The organism is Roseiconus nitratireducens (assembly GCF_008629675.1).
Classification (GTDB): domain Bacteria; phylum Planctomycetota; class Planctomycetia; order Pirellulales; family Pirellulaceae; genus Stieleria; species Stieleria nitratireducens.
This window is the reverse complement of sequence record NZ_VWOX01000001.1, coordinates 227,061-248,875: the sequence shown is the minus strand read 5'-3', so window position 1 is coordinate 248,875 and position 21,815 is coordinate 227,061. Positions and strand designations below refer to the sequence as shown.

Here is a 21,815-nt window from a genome sequence, read left to right as displayed (position 1 = left end):
CACTTATATACGTTTGTACGCTTGAGGCCATTTGATGTCTAACCGTCGAGTCCATGCCCCGTCGCTGTCCGACCGACAACGCAGGCGAATTCGTCAGGCCAAAAAGTCCCGCGCCCGTCGCAACTTGCTGCTCGAGTTTCTAGAGCAACGTCAACTGTTGGCGGTCGGACCGCGACTGATCGACATCGAATCGAACTTTGGTGATTCGATCGATGCCACCGGACCGACACTGCGGCAAGCCCCCAACCAACTGAAGGTTTCGTTTTCATCGAACGATTCGATCGACCAAACGTCGGTGTCTTCGGGGATTCAGCTCATTGGCAGCGGCGGCGATGGAACATTTGGCGACGGCAACGAACTTGCGGTCGACCCGGCGTTCATCGGACTCGGCGGCGCCGATAACGAAGTCTTGATTCGTTTCGCCGAGACGCTGCCCGACGATCGCTACCAAATCACGGTCCGCGGCGCCGGCTCGCCGGTGACGAACACCGACGGCGATCCGTTCAACAATGGTGTCGACGTCACACGCGAGTTCCAACTGGAGAAAGGTGCGCGCGTCCTGTCGGTCGTTCCGCAGCCGGTCACACGAGATCCGGTCAGCGGCGCGCTCAGCCAGGCGTTGGATGAAGTTCATGTCTATTTCAACGACGACATGAACGTCACCAGCGTTGAAGACCGCGCGTTCTATCGTCTGGAAGACAAGACGACCGGTGAGGTTCGCCTGCCGAGCAGTGCCAGCTATGACGCTGCCGAACGGATGGTCGCGCTGACGTTTGCCGAAGACCTTCCCGCAGCGAATTTCCACCTTCAAATCGGTGAACACCACGAAGCCAACAGTTCGCTCGGCGCGGCAACCAATCTGGGGACCATTTCGCAGCAAGCGCCGTTTGCGGTGTACGAGACGCCGATCGAATTGGACGACGATGGCAACCCGATCACCCTTCCTATTCCGGATATGGGAAGCGTCGTGTCTTCCATCGCCGTCGACCAGGACTTCCTGGTGCGCGACGTTGAAGTCCAAGTGGACATCGACCATGAGGCCGGTGAAGATCTTCAAGTCTTCCTGGTATCTCCAAGCGGTCGGCGCGTCGAATTGATTCGCGATCTCGGCAGCGATCAATTGCAGGGCCAGATCTACGGGACCAAGTTCAATGATCTGGACGGTGACGGGGTTCAGGATCCGAACGAACCTGGTCTGGCCGGATGGACAATCTTCCTGGACGTCAACGACAACGCGGTGCTGGATCCATTCGAACGCAGCACGGTGACCGACGCCGATGGCAATTACTCCTTCGTCGGCCTGCCTCGTGGCGTCACCTACACGGTGGCCGAAGTCAATCAGCCTTTCTGGCAACAGACCAGCTTCACGTCCGGCGGCGAAGAAGTCCTGTTCTCGGTTGACTTCAGTGACGGCAGCACGCAGTACCTGGACATCATCCCCGATCCCATTGACGGACTCGCGGATGACGGGTTTCTGTTCCTGTTCTACGACGGATCGGCGGTCAACCGGCTCCCCGATTTTACCGGCGTCGACCAGGAGACGGCCGATCGGATCGAGTTCGAATTGCAACAGTTGCTCGACCCCGGCTTGACCGTTGACGTCAGTGTTTCGTCCACCACGGCCAATCGATTCGAAATCAACTTCACCCGGACCGGCGTGGGCACCCCTTACGATTCGCCGATCGTCCAAGTCACGCCGTTCTTGAATCGAGGAACGGCCGAGTTGAACACGGTCGCATCCTCCGAGGGCTTTTTCAACACGTCGCCATTCCCCGACAGCGACGAATGGCACCTGACCAAACTGCGTGGAAACGACAGCGGTCACAGCGGAGAAGACAGCTTCTATTTCGGGACCGAACCGGTCCCGCCTGCGACCCAGGGTCAGTATCAGAACAACGCGATTGGATCGCTATTTTCGCCGGTCATCGATCTCACCGATCCGGCGCTGCCCGATGACATCCAGTTGCAATTCAATCATCGGCTCGCCGCGGAAAGCGGTTTCGATTACGCACGGATCTTCGTGCGATCGGCGGAAGGCGAACTGCTGGGCCTCCCCTTTGAGAATTCGTCCGGGACCGGCGGATGGGTCAGCGAATCGGTTGACTTGAGCGCGTTTCGCGGTCGAGAAATCCAATTGGAGTTCAATTTCGATAGCGATGGCAGCGTCATCAATGAAGGCTGGTTCGTCGATGACATTCGGGTGACGACCACCCGCGGCGTCGCCAGCGTCTCGCTCGGCACCGGCTCTCAAGCCGGGATCGTCAAGAGTCTGCCACTGGGCAGCATGCAGCCGATCTTTGGTGAGACCAATCAGTTCGGCTATCGAGCGCAGGTGGTCAATCCAACCTTCGAAGACATCAGTGTTTCCGGCGAACGCATCTTGCAGGAGTATGTCGGACAAGGGTTCGTCAAAGACATCGGCGGATTGTCCACCGAACAATCCAACGCCATTGCGCGAGATGACAATGGGAACGTCTATCTGACCGGCGTGTTCCAGGGCACGGTTGATTTCGATCCTTCAACAACCGGCACCTTTGAACTGACCAGTGACGGCATCAACGACATCTTCGTTGCCAAGTATGATTCGGCCGGCAATTTCGTCTGGGCCAAAAGCTACGGCGGTACCGGTGTCGATACCGGCCGCAATATCGAAGTGGATGCCAGCGGAAACGTCTACTTCACCGGATCATTCTCCGGCACGGCCGACTTCGACGGCACGCCTGTTGTCAGCAACGGCAACACGGATTCGTTCGTGGCAAAGCTTGACACCGACGGAAACCTGCAGTGGGTTCGTCGCGCTGGATCGGCGACCGCAGACGAAGGCGCCGGACTGGCGCTCGATGCCTCCGGAAATGTCCTGGTCACGGGCCAGTTCACCGGCGCAGCGACTTTCGGCACGGTCCCGCTGACCAGTGTCGGAAGCAGTGATGCGTTCGTGTGGGTTTTGGACAACGACGGCAACACGGATTCGGCTTTTTCGATCGGAAGCAGTGGTACCGATCGTGGACGGGAGATTGCCGTCGACGGTGACGGAAACATCACGATCACGGGTGCATTCTCCGGTTCGGTTGATTTCAACCTTGCGGGCGGCGCGACCAACATTGACCTGTTGAGTAGCCTCGGAAGCACCGACGGTTTTGTCGTGCAGTACGCGGCTGACGGAACCTTTCGCTGGGCCAATCAAATCGGCAGCGCGGTCACCGACGATATCAAAGCGGTTGCCATCGATGCCGACAACAACGTCCTGGTCACCGGGGCCAACAACAACGACATCGTGGTCGTGAAATACGACCAAGACGGCAACCAACAGTGGACTCGAAGCTTCGGCGCAGGATCGACCGATTCGGGCGAAGACATCGCCGTCGACGATGCCGGCCGGGCCTATGTCACGGGAACGTTCCGCAGCAGTTTCAGCGGGATCACCAGCAACGGCGGAACGGATATTTTCCTGCTGCGTCTGACCGCCGACGGGGCCACCGACGTGTTGACTTCCATGGGCGGATTCCAGGATGACGCCGGTCTGGGTGTGGCGACCGACGACGATGGAAACTTCCTTCACACCGGATCGTTCCGATCGACGGTCGAATTCGATCTGGGTCCGACCACGGAAAGCCTGGTCGCCGTCGGCAGTCAGGACATGTACTTGGCGACGTATTCGACGATCCGCGGAATCGACGACGGAACCCAGTTGATCACCGCGTCGGATCTGACCGACCCGGTCAACGGCCAGTTTCGGTTTTCCTACTTCGGCAACACGTACACCGACCTGTACGTGAGCACCAATGGCGTGATCACGTTCGTCAACCCGAACGCCACGCCCGACAACGGCGACCTGACCGATTCGCCGCTGCAGGCGTCGATCTTGCCGTTCTGGGAAGACCTGTTCACCTCCAGCGGGCCCGAGGAGGCTGTGTTCTGGGAAGTTCGCGGCCGCGGCGGTGACCAGCGATTGATTATCCAGTGGAACAATGTTCGGTTGGACGGCTTGGCAGGCGCCGATGATCCGCCGTTGACCTTCCAGGTCGTCTTAAGGGAATCCGACGACTCGATCCAATTCAACTACGAAACCGTCACCGGTGCCCAGTTCATTCCGTCTGAAGAAACGACGGTGGGAACCTTCGAGTTTGGGAACCAGCAACGCCCGGCGATCGCATCCGACGCCGCGGGCAACTCGCTGGTCGTCTGGCAAAGTCCGGGGCAATCGGGACAGAGTGCAATCTATGCCCGCCGATTCGACGCTTCGGGTAATCCACTGCCCACCCCTGGCAACCCGGCTGGCGACGAATTCCTGATTCCCGGCCCGGGGTCATCCGACGTTCTGCCGGCGGTCGCGATGAACGCCAGCGGTGACGCGGTCGTCGCCTGGTACCAAACCGATGTGGCCACTCAAATCTACGTGCAACGTCTCAACGCGACGGGCGCGCTGGTCGGAACGCCTATCAAAGTCAACACGATCGACGGAGTCGATTCCAACAGCGCTCCGGAGATCGTCATCGACGACCTGGGCAATTTCACGGTGGCCTGGGGAGCCGGAGACGCGGACGGTGATTCGCAAGGATTGATTTTCCGCCGATTTGATGCGGCGGGAAATCCGCTCGACGCTCGCGACGAGATCCAAACGCTTGAATTCTTGGGACCGCCGGCATCACCCCGCAACTTCACGCTGCTGTTCAACGGATCCCAGACCAACAACATCAGCTACGCAGGCGTGAATCGCGGCAACATCACGGCTGCGAATATCCAAACGCGATTGCGTCAACTGGCCAGCCTTGGCAATCAGGTCAACGTTACACCGATCGATCTGGATGAAGTTCAGACGATTCGGCTGGGAAGCCTTCCCACCGACGGGACCTTCGAACTGTCCTATCAAGGCACCGCGATCGCCAACGCGATCACGTTTGATCCGGCCGACGCAGCGGCCAATGCAGCGGCCATTCAGACGGAATTGCGTGCATTGGCGAATATCGACGCGGCGTTGACCGTCACGGCGGTCAGCTTGCTCGAATACCGCGTCAACTTTGGCGGTGCGGACGGAAGTCAGGACCTGCCACTGCTGCAGGTCTCTAACAATGGTTTGAATCCGGCGACGACGATCGATGTTGAAGAGACCGTGAAGGGCTCCAATCCCGACGTGCGCTTTCAGGTCGCGTTCCGTGGCCAGGACGGCAGCCAGGATCAGCCGCTGATTTCCCTCGGCGACTTCAGCAATGGCGTCACGCATGTGGTCGTCGAAGAAGTCCAACAGGGCACCACCGGCGAAATCCGCGCGAACACGTATATACCAGATCGCCAACTGCTTCCCGCTTTGGCGTTGGCCGATAACGGCGAACTGTCAGTCGGTTGGTCCAGCGAATTGCAGGACGGAAGCGGGTGGGGCGTTTACGCGAAGCGATTCGACAGCAACGGCGAAGCGATTCCGGGTGATCTGAACGAGATTCAGGAAATCGAACTACTTGGACCGCCTTCGGTCGGATCGACCTATCGGCTGGCGCACGAGGGTCAGCAAACGGGTGTGATCAACTACACCGGCAACAACGTGTTCGATGCCGCCGAGATCCAATCCGAGCTAAACGCCATCGGACGCAATGTGGTCGTGACCCCGGCATCTGGGACCTCCGACGAAGTCCAATTGATCAGCTTTACCGATCCGCCGAACGAACCGACCGGCGGCACGTTCCGTCTGGCCCACGCCGGCCAGATCACCGCTGCCATCGATTACGCCGGAACGACTGCGGCCAACGGTGTGACCACCGCAAACAATATCCAGGCGGAGCTGCGCGCCTTGGGCAATACCGGGAACGGCATCACGGTGGTTCCCGCATTCACCGGCGCCACACGAGATTTTCTGGTGACCTTCGCGGGCGCCGACGGCGGTGTGGACCAGCCGCTGATGTTGTTGTTTGAGAACAACTTGGACGACGGTTCGGCGACGATCACGGAGATCAACCAGGGCGGCCGCTCCAATCTGCGGTTCCAGATCGAATTTGTCGGTGCCGACGGCAACCAGGATCGTGGCAATGTGACGTTGGCCGACAACACCGGTGGCGTCGTCGACATGGACACGGTGGTCATCCAAGACGGCAACGATTCGGAATTCTTGGTCCCAGAAAACACGCTGGGTAACCAACTGTTCCCGCATTTCAGTCCCAACCCGGCCGGAGGATTTTTGGCGGTCTGGGAGAGCCCCGATGGCGACGGCATCGGCGTGGTGGGCCGGTTGTTCGACGACACCGGATCGCCGAGCACTTCCGAGTTTCAGATCAACACACTGACTTCGGGGAGCCAAAACCGTCAGCAATCCACATTCCTGACCAATGGTGACTTTTTGGTCACTTGGTTCGGACCATCGATCGATGGAAGCTCGACCGAATTGTACGGCCGTCGTTTCACCGGGAGCGGGATCGCGTTGGGCGATGAGTTTGTGCTCAACCAGATCGTCGCAGGCGTTCAAGACAACCCGACTATCACCGCGCTGCCCGGCGGGGCGTACGCGGTCGCCTTTGAATCGTCCGCGGGTGGTGGTGGTGTTCACCTGCAGATCTTCGATAGCAACGACACGCCCGTCGGGGCTGAGCAGACGATCAGTCAGTTCGGTCAGCCCGACAAGGCGGACGTCGCCCTCGCCCGCAATGCCTCCGGCCAGACCGTCTTTGCGTGGACCGAGAATCGTCGTGACGAAGACCTCTCACAAGGAGTCTACGCCCAAACCTTCGACGCAAACGGAAATCCGATCAGCGGCGAGTTCCTGGTGGCGGAGGTGACCGACGGCGACCAAAACACGCCGCAAGTCGGAATCGACGATGCCGGAAACGTCGTCGTCGTCTGGCGCACCCTCGAGATTGTTCCGGATCCGGCAAACCCGGGCGAGTTCCTCAACACCTTCCCGATCAAAGGCCGTCGATTCGATATCAATGGTGTTGCCCTCGGTGGCGAGTTTACACCGCAGAATCAGGGAACCAATAGTACCGAACCCCTGCTATCGGTTGCCGGTGACGGCGAGTTTGTCATCAGCTTTGAACCGACCAATGGGATTCCCGAATTTTTTGCCTACGAAGCGTTTGACGCCGCGGGGAATTCCGTGGCAGCCGAACTTGTTGTTCGCCCAGAATGGGTTGGCTCGGTTGACCAAACAAGCGTCGCCTACGCGCCCTCCGGCGACTTCTTTGTCGTCGCCTGGGACGCAGACGTGGAGGTCGACGGATTTATCGACGTCCAAAGCTTTTTCCAAATCTTTGAGCCGGACGGAACACCGCGAACGCAACCCGTCGTCGTAGAGGGCGAATCGGTCCGTACCGTGCAAGTCGGTATCGACGGGGCCGGCAATATCACGGCAACGTGGACCAGCAACGCCGCGGTTAACTTTGGCGCGTACCTGAGCCGATTCGACTCCGCGGGAAATTCAATCGCAGAACCGGTCCAGGTGTATGACGTTGCGGTCGACACGAAACTGGCGGTCTCTGAAGACGGGTCCGCGAGCGTGCTGTTTGAGGATTTCAACACGGGACAAACGTATGTCCAGCGCATCACCGACCGCGGGTTGCTCATGGGCGATCCTGTGCCGATCTCGGGCGGCACCGATCGCGAAATTGCCGTCGATGATTCGTCGGAGTATCAAATCGCCTGGCTGGAAAACAACCAGATCCACACGTTCCGTTACACCTCCGACTTCCCCAGCGTCGGAATTCGCGACGCCGGTGTGCAGCAACCCGGCGAGGACCTGTTGCAAATCTGGATCGACGGCAGCCGGACTCCGTTTGTCGGTTCCGGACTCAGCACACGGATTTCCGTCGCGCCCGAAATCAGCAACTCTTTCTTCGCCATCTCCAACGGCGGCGACACGATTCTGGAGTTGGATTCGGTAACCGGGGCGACGCTCAATTCGATTCCGACTCCGGTGACCACGCCGGGCAGCGGTTCGTTGGCCCAACTCGGCACGGCCTTGTACTTCGTGGCCGACGGTGACAGCACGCTGTACACGCTGGACTCAGCCACCGGGGCCTGGATCAACACCGTGGACCTGGCGGCGCTGGGACTGAGCAATCAAATTGACGCTCTGGCGGTGCTGAACGGTCAGTTGGTGCTGCAGGACTCCGGCAATGGAAACCTGGTGTTCTTTGATCCGTTTGACGACGAAATCGTCCAGACGGTCAAACCGGCCCAAGAACTTCAAGGCGGACTTGTCGGAGGCGGTGATCGGGGCACCCTGTTTGGCATCAATGCCTCCGGCGACATCGTTGAACTGGATCCACAGGACGGGTCGGTTTTGGCCACATTGACCGATAACGGCGATCCGATATTGGGCTTGGCATTCGTTGACGGCTTCCTGGCCGCGGCGCGTGGCTCCAGCACCATTACCCGCATCGATCCCGACAGCGGTGCCTCGCTGGGCACGCTGACCAGTTCCCTTCCGGTGACCAGCCTGGGTGGCGATGGCGGCGGTGGCATTGCCCAGGCATTCGATCCCATCCTGGAACCGTTCCCCGGCACCCTGCTGGATGACGAAGCAACCGTCTCGATCACATCCGGCCAAGGCCCCTACGTCGGTAGCTATCGTCCCGCTGATCCTCTGTCGGCATTTGATGGCGAACAATCGTTGGGCGACTGGCAATTGGAAGTCCGCGACACCATGGCGGGTGACGTTGGTCAACTGAACCAGTGGCGGTTGATCCTGAACGATCCCGACGACACCCCGGCCGACTTCGCGACGCAGGCATTCATCGGAGACGAGCTGGGTGTGGGCGCCAACGACGTTGATCTTTACCGCGTCAACTTCTTGGATCCCGGCAACGTCGATATCCGCGTCACTCCCGATGCGGGATTGAATGTCACCATTCGATTGTTTGATGAAGCGGGCAACGAACTGGCGCGTTCGACCGTTGCGTCGGTTGGCGAGTTGGAACAACTGATCGCGGCGACGCCCGCGGCCGGCGTCTACTACATTGGCGTCTCCAGCAGCGGCAACGATGATTACGACCCGAACAACACCGGCTCCTCCAGCGGTGGAACGACCACCGGCGGCTACGCGCTGGAAATCCGCTTCGACCAAGTCTTCGTGGCCGACGACGACAATTCGTCTTACTTGACGGCCACCGACGTGGGTGTTCTCGGCGACGCCGGATTCATGCGTTCGGCGGAGATCGATTCGCCCGACTTCAATCTTCGACTTCCCGGTGGAATCGATGACCCCGGCCACCGGGATGTCCCCTACGAAACTCACCTCAATGGCGGCCCCCGGTCGAACATCGTCACCGCGCCCTACAACTTCCAGGATGACTACGGCGTCCTGCCCTCCGGTGACCGAGCCGTCAACGCGATTACCGAAAACCAAAAGGATCGGGCGCGAGAGATCTTTGAGATCTATGGAAAACTTTTGGGAATCCAGTTCTATGAAACCGCAAGTTCTGGCCTGACGGTGGTCACCGGTGACATGCGCGCGATTTCTCCGGACATCCCCGTCGGTCCCGGCGGTGTGGCTGGCCTGTCGGAAGGCAGCCTCTTCGGCCGCGTGATCATGGATGCCGCGGAAAACTGGGGGACCAGTTTGTACGGCGGCGGATGGTTCCAAACGGCGATGCATGAGATCGGCCACAGTCTGGGTCTCGGCCATACCTACGAGCAGCCCGCGTTGACGGTCATGGGTGATCGGCCGCAGAACCGGTTCGACGACAACGGCGAGCCGATCTTTCCCGGGCCCGTGGATGTGATCCACGCGAAACACATCCTGGCTCCATCGTCTCGTGACCTGGACCTCTACCGGTTTGAGCTGGTGGAAAACGGTACGCTCACGGCGGAGACATTTGCCGAACGCTTCAGCTCCGGTGTCAGTCTGCTCGATACCGAACTGTCGCTGTACCGCGAAACCACCCAAAACGGCCGCGTCACGCGTGAACTGATCGCGTCCAACGACGACTACTTCGGTGACGACTCACGGATTCAATTGCACCTCGGACCGGGCACGTATTACCTGGGTGTTCACAGTTCCGGTTTGGAGGACATCGATCCCGGGATTTCTGATTCAGGATTCGGCGGAATCAGCGATGGCCGATACGAAGTCGAGTTGAACTTCGTTGCTGACGCGAAGAGTCAGTTGCAGGATGCCAGCGGTGGGGCGTTCGACGGAGACTCCGATGGTGCCCCAGGCGGTGTCTACGATTTCTGGTTCCAAAGTGGACCAACGATCTTTGTCGACAAGATGAACGACACCTCCAGCGGTGCCGATGGGGATGGCTCCATCGCCGATCCGTTTGACAGCATCCCCTCCGCATTTGCCGCCGCTCGGACGCGGATCGTCGTTCCGACGGGCGGCGCCTCCGCGATCAACGAAGGCGACACGCTGGTTGTGATCGAGCCGAACGACAATTCCGAAACGTTCGTCTTTGAGTTCGCCCCCGCATCGGGTATCAGCAACCGCATCACGATTGCCGAAGACGCGACGGATGTGGAAGTCGCCCAGGCGATTGCCGACGCGATCAACGATCCGGATGTCGGCTGGACCGTGACCGCCTCGGTCAACGGTTCGATCGTCCAACTGTCCGGCATTGAACGTCGCGACCTGTCCGGCGCCCCGGGACTCATTCAATCGTCCAATCTGGTGCGAATCGTCGGCAACGGCGGAGATGATGGGGACCTGGCCACAGCGACCGACAACCGCGCCTACCTGGTTGGCCAAGACAACGACGGTGCGACGCTGATCGACGGATTGAACCTGAATGTCCCACAGGGCGTGACGGTGATGGTCGATGCTGCCGCGTTGTTCAAAATGCAGCGTTCGATCGTGGACGTCGGGACGTCCTCGCAAAACATCAACCGCGGTGGCGCTGCTTTGCAGCTTCTGGGGACACCCAACGATCCGGTGCTTTTCCGGTCTTTCCGCAATGATGCCTTCGGTGGAGACGACGACGGTCCCGGTGTGGCGCCCGAGTCGGGCGACTGGGGCGGCATCGTGATCCGCGCCGATTCGGACTTGGAAGATCAAGGCATCTTCCTGAATCACATCAACCTGGCGGACCTGAACAACGGGGGGGGCAAGGTCACGATCGATTCGCTCGAGCAGACTTTCACTCCGGTGCACCTGATCGGTGCCCGTCCGACGATCAGCAATCTTGCGATCCGCGGCAGTGCCGACGCGGCGGTTTCGGCCGACCCGAACAGCTTCGAAGAGTCTCTGGGACGAATCGGCCCGGACATTCATGACAACCTGATCGTGGACAACAGTATCAACGGCCTGTTCATTCGGATCCGAACGGATCTGGGGCAACCGCTGGACCAGTTGGATGTCCCCGCACGGTTTGATGACACCGACATCGTTCACGTGCTGACGGAAACGCTGCAAGTTGCAGGCAATCCCGGCGGCCCTGACGCAACGAGCGGCCAGCTGGTCGCGCGGTCGGGCGCCCGTCTGGCCATCGACCCCGGCACGATCGTGAAATTGGAGGGTGCCCGAATCGAAGTGGAGATCGGCGGGCAGCTGATCGCCGAAGGCTCGGAGGGATCGGAAGTCATTTTCACCGCGCTCAAAGACGACACCTACGGTGCCGGTGGCACGTCGGACACGACCAACGACGCCGACAACACGATGCCTCAGGCGGGACAGTGGGGCGGCATTTACTTTGGACACTCCTCGTCCGGCAGCCTGGATCACATCCTGCTTCAATACGGCGGTGGTGAAACCGCGATTGAAGGTGACTTTGATAACTTCAATCCGATCGAAATCCACCAGGGCGAAGTCCGAATCGCCAACAGCGTGTTCAGACGGAACCTTTCGGGCACCGCGAGCTCTGATCGCAACGGCCGCGGCAGAAATGACAATGCCGTGATCTTTGTTCGCGGAGCTCAGCCGGTATTGGTCGGAAACCAGATTTACGACAACCCCAACAGCATGGCGATCACGATCGACGTCAACTCGCTGCAAGCAAGCACACAGGCAGATCCCGGTCGACAAACCGGGGCTCTGGGTGCGTTCACCGAGTTCGTCGACAACTACGGACCGCTGGTTCGATTGAACCGATTGCAAGACAACGACCTCAATGGAATGGAGGTGCGCGGCGGCGTCCTGAAAACCGAAGGCGCTTGGGATGACGTCGACGTCGCGCACGTGGTCCGAGACGAAATCAAGATCCCGAACTTCCACTCGCTGGGCGGCTTGCGTCTGCAAAGTACGCAAGCAGGCAGCCTGGTCGTCAAGCTGGCCGGTGCGGACGCGGGCTTTACCGCCACCGGAGACCCGCTGGATATCAGCGACCGAATCGGCGGAAGCCTGTACGTGCTCGGTGCGACCAATCGACCGGTGATCTTCACCTCCTTGGATGATGACACGGTCGCGGCCGGATTTGATCTGGCAGGTGAACTGGTCTTTGACACCAACAACGACGGGGCGTCCGAAGGCCAGGCGGGTGACTGGCGTAGCTTGCGGCTGGATCGATTCAGCAACGACCGCAACGTCGCGATCCGTTTGGAAAATGAAAACGCGCGGATCGGGCAGAACGATATCAACTCGACCCCGACGACCGCCGAGTTCCTGGGCACATTGTCCGTCGATGACAAGAACGGCGACGATGACCGCCGCGTCGGGTTCACGGTGTTGGGCAAAGTCGCTCTGGACAATCCCGCTGACGCCGACGTCTACAGCTTTGATGCCAACCCCGGCACCGAAGTCTGGATCGATATCGATCGCACCGACTCCTCTCTGGACGTCGTGGTCGAATTGATCGACAGCGACGGTGTGGTGCTGGCCAGCGCCTTGAACAACTCAATCCTCACCGGCATCGCCCAGTCGCTTAACAAAGACTCCTCCTTCGGTGGCGACCTCTATACTTCCAACCCGCGTGACGCCGGAATGCGTCTGACGTTGCCTGCCGGCGACCAAAGCGTCGAGACCTACTACGTGCGGGTCCGCAGTGCTCGTCCGGGTGAAGTCGATCCCGACGTGGTCGAGGAACGCAGCCGCGGCAGCTACCAGATGCAGATTCGACTGCGTCAAATCGATGAAGTCCCCGGCTCGACCATCCGAGCCGCCGACATCCGCTACGCCACCAACGGCATCGAGGTGCTGGGGCTTCCGGCTCACTCTCACTTGACCGGCGAGGCCGCCGAGTCGAGTGCGGGCAACAACACGTTCGGCTCCGCGCAGCAACTCGGCAATTTGCTGGTCAGCGAGCGATCGACGATCAGCTTGGCCGGCGACTTGTCCGCGGCGAATGACATTGACTGGTACCAGTTCGAACTGGACATCGACCAGGTTCAGGCGATCGGAGGCGTCAATGATGGCGGAAAAACCTGGTCGACCATTTTCGACATCGACTACGCGGACGGCTTGGCACGCCCCGATACCGTGCTGGCGGTGTTTGATGAAAACGGCATCCCCATTCTGATCAGCCGCGATTCAAACGTCCAAGACGATCGCGCGTTGCCCGGACAGGGCACCAGCACCGAGGACTTGACGCGAGGCAGCGTCGGATCGCTAGATCCGTTTATCGGAAGCGTGCAAATGCCGACCGGCTTGATTCCGGCCGGGGCCAGCCGAACGTACTACGTGGCGGTGGCGTCCAACGGTCAGCTCCCCACAGCATTGTCGGGAACATTCAACGCCGGATCGGGATCATCCCTGGTTCGCTTGGAACCGGTCAATTCGGTTCGAAGGATTGCCGAGGACCACATCGGTTTCAGCGGTCACACGACCGGGACCGAGGAACGTGGCTTCACGACGGTCACGCCGGTGCAAACCCTGTTCGACATCGATTCGTCGGCGACGCTGGCAACGAACGTCATCGATTTCACTCTCAACGAGATGGTTCTGTACGTCGGCGGCCCGAGCGGCCTTTCGATGGTCAACCCGTTCACCGGTGACGTCATCGACCGAGTGGGCGACTTGAATGTGCAAACGAGCGACTTCGCAATGCGGACCGATGGCCGCATGTTCGCCATGCGGTCGTTGTTCCAAGGCAACCCGCCGCCGAACAACTCCGCCGGTGCTTTGGTGTCGATCGATCCCGCCACGGCGGGCCAAACCGTCGTCGGGAATGACGGGATCGCGGATTTTGACCCGAATACCAACCCGCCGAACATCCAACAACTGACGTCCAACAACGTTGAGGCGCTCGCCTACAACCGAACCGGCTTCAACAACAACAACAACACGCCCAATTACAGCCTCTACTACGCCGTTCAAGGCAATCGTGGATTCGGTGGCTCCCAGCCCGGCGGAGCGACGCTGTACCGCGCCAACCCGGCCAACGGATCGGCCGCGACCGCTCAGGGCCAACCCTGGGGACGCATCGGAACGATCTCAACCACGTTCACTCCGACCGGCATGGCGTTCGTGAATGACACGCTGTACGGCGTTGACGATTCCGGCCAGCTGTTCTCCATCAGCACCACCACCGGCGCGGCAACGGTGATTGCGAACCTAGGGTTTAGTTTCGAAGGCTTGTCGGCCGGACCGACCAACCTTCAAGGTGGAACCTTTGCAGATCTGCTGTTTGGTGTCACCGGCGACGGGACCCTGGTCGCATTCGACACCAACGGTGTTCTTCAGGGGGTATTCGCTGGCGGTGCGTCATCGATCTCGACCGGCGTATCATCCACCGGTCTGGCGTTCTCGCCACTGGACTTCAACCTGTGGCACCCGACCCTCAGGCGCCGAAACGACGCGGGGCACGGGATCAACAGCGCGTTCGACCTGAGCCGCGAAGATCCCTCCGATTTCAACCGTCCGTACGACACCGACGAAGCCGAGGGAGGCGTTAGCTTCTACTTCGGCATGGAAGACTGGCCGGTCCAGAACGACCAAGAGAGCTACATCCCCTATGACGGCGGCGGGCAATACGGTGTCAGTTTCAACACCCAACGAGACCTGTCGACCAATCCGGACTTCGCCAACAACTACAACCTGCCCGGCGGTGCGCTCGGCAGTCTGGCGACCAATCCGTTCAGCCTGGCCGGATACGACTCGGCCGACAAGCCAACGATCTACTTCAACTACTTCATGGACACCCAGAATGTCAACGCGGACGCCAACGACATGCGGGACAGCTTCCGCGTGCAGTTGTCGACCAACGGCGGTGCTTCGTGGAGCATGCTGGCGACGAACAACTCGCTGTTGGATGAAGAGTTGCCGGAATTCGTCTCGACGTCTTCGAACGCGTCCTTTGACTTTCGACAACGCGTCCAGGAACTGTTCGACAACACTGGGGGTTGGCGTCAGGCGCGAATCGACCTGTCTGAATTCGCCGGTGCTTCGAACATCCAGGTGCGGTTTGACTTCAGCACCTCCGGTTCGATGAACCAAGGCATCCCGGGCGATATCTACGGTGATGCGTTCGATGTCTCCCGCGCCCGGAACAACGACTTCGAGGGCGTCTACATCGACGACGTGATCATCGGATTCGCCGAACGGGGTGAGATGGTGACCGACAGCAATCCCGGCTCGCAAACCGGCTTCTTCCAGGTGCCGCGGGTTCCGGATGCTCCGGAAGAGGTTTTGGCCGGTCGCTACCAGCTGGAAATCCGGCGTGGAACCGAGTATGCCATCAATGTCAGCGACACCGATCCGGAAATCGTCGTCCTCACTCAGTACGACACCAACGACCGCATGATTCTGGGTGAAGGGATCACGCGATTTGGTGACCAAAACACCCGTCGCGAAACCGGCCAAATCCAGATCGAGCAAAACGCGATCAAGGATTCTCTGCAATACGGAATCGTCGTCGACGCGGGGGCTCGCAACTCCGATGGTGACCTGCCTTCGCCAAGCTCGGTGCGTAACCTGCCGACCGTCAATGCGGAACGGCTGGTTCCCGGGATCACGATCGAAAACAACGTGATCGCTGTCTCGGGTAACGGCGGCATCCTGTTCAGCGGCGATCCCAATAGCGGGGCCGTTCCGCTGGCCGCAGTTCCCTATGGCCGAATCCTGAACAACACGATCTTTGGCGGTGAACAACCAACGGGCACGGGCATCAACGTAACCGAAAACGCCAGCCCGACCTTGCTAAACAACATCATCGCAAACACTGACACCGCGATCTCGATCGATGGCACGTCGTCTTCGACGGTTGTTGGGGCCACGCTGCTGCAAGGAAACAACAACCCCGGCAACTTCAGCGACAACACGATGATTCCGCTGGAGAGCGACGATCCGTTGTTCGTGGACCCCTTGGGCGGAAATTTCTATCTCGCTCAAGGCAGCCCGGCGATCGACAGTTCTCGCAACACGTTGCAGGACCGACCGAGCATTGTCGCCGTCAAAAGCCCGCTGGGTATTTCTCCGTCGCCCATCACAACCCCGGATCGCGACCTGTTCAACCAGTTCCGGATCGACGATCCGACTCAGGATCCGCCACCGGGCTTGGGATCCGACATCTTCAAGGACCGCGGTGCCATCGAACGTGCGGACTTCGTCGGCCCGACCGTCCAGTTGCTGAACCCCGAGGACAATGATGCGGGCGGGATCGATTTGGATCAGACGTTTGCCGTGGTCCAACTGGCCTCCGGAGAACTGACGTCCTTCGACATCTTGTTCTCCGATGATCCGGGGATCGGCCCGGACCCGGCCACGATTACCCCGGGTGCGATTTCGGTCACCGAGAACGGATTCCTGCTGACCAGTGAGACGGATTATTTCGCGCGGTTCAATCCGAACAACGGAATCCTCAGCCTGACTCCGTCATCGGGCCAATGGTCCAACAGTTCGGTGTTCGTGATCACGCTTGATAACACCGTGATCACCGACCTGGCGGGCAATCCGTTGCAGCCGAATCGGCCCAACGGGACGACGCAGTTCACGATCCTGATGCCCGATGTCGAATTGGACTTCGGGGATGCTCCCAATAGCTACGGGACGCTGGGCACCGCCGGTGGCCCCAGACACGCGATCAGCGACACTCAGACGCCGCGTCTGGGTGATCTGGTCGACAGCGAAGTCAACGGCCAACCGGTGAACCAAGACGACACCAATGGCGTCGATGACGAAGATGGAGTTCCGGTCGGGGCGTTCGTTGGCAGCAGCACCGTCAACGGCGTGTTGTTGGCCGATGCAAGCACCGGTCAAACCTCGAATCCAAACGACGTGCTGGCGTTCCTAAACCGCAACGACGCGGCCGGTGCCGTGCTCCCGATTCAAGTCACCGGAAGTGGCGTGATCGATGCCTGGATCGACTTCAACCGCGACGGCGATTTCAACGAGAACAACGAACGGGTGCTTTCTGGCGCGGCGGTCGTGGACGGGCTGAACCAGCTGCGCGTCTTCACTCCGGCCAACGCGTCGGTAGGAATGACTTACGCCCGATTCCGGATTTCCTCGGAGGGCACCAACTCGCCCGGCGGCATCGCCAACAACGGTGAAGTCGAAGATTACCAGATCGGCATCTTTGACGTCGCTGCGGCCGACGCGGTCGACGATGATTTCTATGTCGTTTCGGAAGACGACGTGTTGACCGTCGACGGCGGTAACTTCGCCGGCCTGGTCGCTAATGATGTGCTGCCCAACGACGAGTTCGTCACGCCGCAAATTGTCATCGACGGCACGTTGGTTCCACATCCCACCGACACCATCTACCAGACCGCCAACGGTCAGGTTCGTGTCGACGATCCGGTGCTGGGCTTGTTCACCTACACGCCCAACTTGGACTTCGAAGGTGTCGACACGTTCCGGTACGCCGTCAGCACCCAACGCAACAACGGCCCTGAATTCCTGGCGACCGCGGACTTCGCCACCGTGTCGATCACGGTGACACCGTTCAACTCGCCACCGGAGTTCGACATCCCGACGGAAGTGGAAGTTTTCGAAGACGATCCGGCGACGTGGGTTGTCGACAGCTTCTTCACCAACGTGGTTGGCGGTTCACCCGACAAAGGCACGGACGAACAGGGCCAGACGGTCACCTTCACGATTCAAGAGGTCTCGTCGGCTCCCACCAACCTGATGACCGCCGATCCGGACGTCAGCTCCGGTTCATCGATCGAGTTCTTCCCGGCGACCGATATCGCGGGGACGGCCGTGTACGTCGTGACCGGGACCGACAACGGCTCTCCGGCCGAATCGGTATCAAAAACCTTCACGGTCAACGTCCGTCCGGTCAACGATCCGCCTCGCTTCGATCCGGACGTCGCCGGTACCGGTGAAGTCAACAATCCGGACGATGCCTATGCCGTCGCCCGCCAAGTCGATCCGGCCACCGGCCTGATCACCGACGCGACGATCACCTACACGCTGCGAGAGGATGTTTCGCAGCCGATCGGCGATCCGCCGCAGTCGTACTTCATCCCGTTCAGCCGCGATCCGTCGGCCACCGGTTACAACCCGGTCGGATTGATGGACGTGTTCACCGTGGGACCGGACAACGAAGCTGATCCCGCGATCGAAGGTGGCGGCCAGACTCTGTCGATGGGCACCGTGCCGATGCGAACGGTGCTGGGCGGAACGCTGACGGTCGGTGTCGATGCCCAGAACCGTCCGGGCGTCTATTACACGCCTCCGCTGGATTACAACAACCAGATCGGCGGCCCGGACTCGTTCGTCTACACGGTCGTCGACGACGGCACCAGCTACGTAGGCGGTCAGCTGGTTCCCGATCCCAAGAGTTCCAGCAACGTCGTTCAACTGGTGCTCAATCCGGTCAACGACAAGCCGCAGTTCTCGTTGAACCTGCCGCCGGCGGATCTCTCCGATCCGACCGGCGCTCGAGCGCCGATCGAAACGCCGGAAGACAGCGCGGCGACGCAGATCGAGAACTTTGCCTTCAACATTGAAGCCGGACCGCCGACCACGGCCTTCGACGAGGTCGATGCCATCAGCGGTCAGGACGTGCAGTTCTCCATCACGCCGCTGAGTTTCTCGGCGTCGGAAGCCAGTGACTTCTTCAGCGAGTTCCCGACGATCACTCCGGAAGGAACGTTGCGGTTCCGACCCGCCGCCAATGCGTTCGGCAGCTTTGATTTCGAAGTCGTCCTGACCGATGATGGCACCAGGGATCCCAACCGCGGCGACCTTTTTGAGTCGGACCCGCAGACGTTCACTGTCGATGTGCTTCCGGTCAATGACGCACCGGTGGTCCGCACGGACATCGATCCGCTCAGCTTCACCATGCTGGAGGACGGCAGCGTCGAGATTTACAGTCGAGGCGACGCGACCACGCCGGGATTGCTGGACGTCTTCGCAGTCGGACCTGACAACGAAGCGGCCGATCTGACACCGGGCGGCAACCAGACGCTCGCCCTCAAAGAACCCACCCCGCGTCAAACCGCTTTCGGCGGAACGATCACGGAGATCCGTGACAACGGGCAATTGATCGGCTTGCGTTACACGCCGCGACAAAACTTCGTGGGAACCGATTCGTTCATCTACACGGTGACCGACGATGGCGTCACCGTCGACGTCGGCAGCGGACAAACCGTTCGCCAGGATCCGCGAATCGCTTCGAACACCGTCTCGATCGAAGTCCAGCCCGTCAACGATGCACCGCAATTCAGCGGACCGTCGTCGGTCGTCGTCGACGAAGATGCCGGCATGGTTTCGATCGATGATTGGGCAACCAACGTGTTCTCGGGTCCGCCCACCGCGACCGACGAATTGGCATCCCAGGACGTGTTCTTCGTGATCACGCAAACCGGCGGGGACACGGGACTGTTTGCTTCCGAGCCGACGGCGGTCGTCGACGACAACGACCACACCGCGCAGTTGCAATTTGAAACGGCTGCCGATGCCAACGGCCAAGCCACCTTCACGGTCCAATTGTTCGATATCCCAACCGACGGAACGACCGAGGCCTCCAGTGCCGTCCGAACGTTCACGTTGACCATCAACGCGGTCAACGACGCCCCGACGTTCGATTCGCCGATGGATCCGATCACGGTCGACGAGGACAGTGGCCCCTACGCGGAGCCTTGGGCGACGAACATCAGCCCCGGACCGAGCGATGAAAGCGACCAGACGGTCCGCTTCGAAGTCGTCACTCCGGTCGATGCCCAGGACCTGTTCCAAACGCTGCCGCAAATCAGCGATGACGGGATCCTCCGCTTCGTGCCGGCACCCAATGCCAACGGAACGGTCGACCTCTCCGTCACCGCGATTGATTCGGCCGACGGAGTGAGTTCACCGCTCACGCTGCGGCTGGTCATCACCGCCCTGAACGATCCGCCGGTCGCCGTCGCCGATGACTTGATGACCGACGAAGACACGCCGTTGATGCTGACGGCGGATGATCTGCTGGCGAACGATGTCGACCCAGATGTCGGCAATCCGGATGATACGCTGACCTTGCTTCTGCCGGAGGACGGATTCTCGCTCAGCGGTGCCCGCGTCACATACAACCCCGCAACCGGAGAAATCGTTTACGATCCGACGACGGCGACCTCGCTGCAAGCGATTCCGTCCGGACAATCGGGCGTCGATTCGTTCACCTATTCGCTTCGCGACTCCCAGGGCGTTCAAAGCAACACCGTGACGGTCGCCGTCACGGTGGAAGGCGTCAACGACGCTCCGATGGGCGTCGCGGACAACCCGACCCTGAATCCATCCGGACCGACGGTCATCAATGTGCTGGCGAACGACTCCGATGTCGATGGCGAGATCGATCCGACCAGCATCGACATCACGCTGCAGCCGGCATTCGGTTCGCTGTCGATCGACAACAACGGCGTGATCACGTTCACGGCCTTCCAGAGTTTCTCGACCGAAGATCAATTCCGATATCGAGTCGCGGACTTTGAAAACGCCTACAGCGAAGAAGTGCTGGTCACCATTTCGGCCAACGCGGCGCCGATCGCTCGCGATGACCAGGCCGGCACGTACCTGAACGAACCGGTCGACATCAACGTTGTCTTGAACGATGAAGATCCCGATGCGGAAGCCGGCGCACCCGACGGTGGGTTGAATCTGCAGTCGATCGAAGTCGTTGGCGGCCCGAACCAAGGCTCCGCCGTGGTGCTCAACGACGGAACGATCCGGTACATTCCGGCGTCGGGCTTCGTGGGCGTGGACTCGTTCCAGTACACGATCACCGATAGCGAAGGTCGGACCAGTAGCCCCGGTACCGTTCGCGTGCAAGTGACGGCCAGCCGGTTGCAAAACCCGAACCTGTTCCCGGACGTCAACGACGACGGCAACATTTCGCCGATCGACGCGTTGTTGGTAATCAACCGTTTGGCTCGGGCCGATGCTCCCAGCGTGCCCGTGACCGAGAACGACATGGGACCGCCGTTCTACGATGTCAACGGCGACCAACGCATCACCCCCAGCGATGCCTTGGGAGTCATCAACGAATTGGCACGGCGCAGTGCCCTCGGCGAAGGCGAATCGGTCTCTTCGGACCGGCTGCAAACTCCGACATCGACCTCGGCGGCCATCGCCAAAGAAGATTCGGACGCACCTGCGATCGTTTCCGACAATGACCAGCCGTTGGCGGTCACCGGGCAGTCCGAAACCGAAGCGGGCGATGACCTGATCGATCTGCTCGCACAGCAGCTTGACGAATCCTCCGACGAAGCGACGGAAGATCGGCTGGCCGCTCTGGATATCGCGTTCGGCGACTTGCTGTAGCCGCGATCGTGTGAGTTGAGATTCCGAAGGGAGACCGCCAGTTCTCGGCGGCTCCCTGGGTCGCACCGGGTCGTTCAGAACCAGCGGCAGGCCATGCTGTTGGGGTCACCGTCAGCAGTCGGCGGTTCATGAAACCCTGGTGTCATGCACAGCATGACCTACGGAAACTACGGAAACTGGCGCTCGACCCTCCTTGAAACGAACGGGGGAAGTAATACGGCACGACCTCCGAGCTGGACGGTGAAGTGATTTGCTTGGACACCTGTCCGGCCGGCGGGCT

General features: G+C 60.2%; 1 protein-coding gene. It reads left to right on the top strand.

Features of this window, described 5'->3' with window-relative positions:
- Positions 1–34: 34 nt before the first annotated feature.
- Complete coding sequence (locus FYK55_RS00815; protein ID WP_150074099.1) at positions 35–21,535, top strand: tandem-95 repeat protein; 21,501 nt, start codon at positions 35–37, stop codon at positions 21,533–21,535.
- Positions 21,536–21,815: the final 280 nt, after the last annotated feature.

What these genes read in the sequence shown, in the direction of transcription:
- FYK55_RS00815 (WP_150074099.1), top strand. Translation starts at nt 35, where the DNA reads ATGTCTAACCGTCGAGTCCATGCCCCGTCGCTGTCCGACCGACAACGC.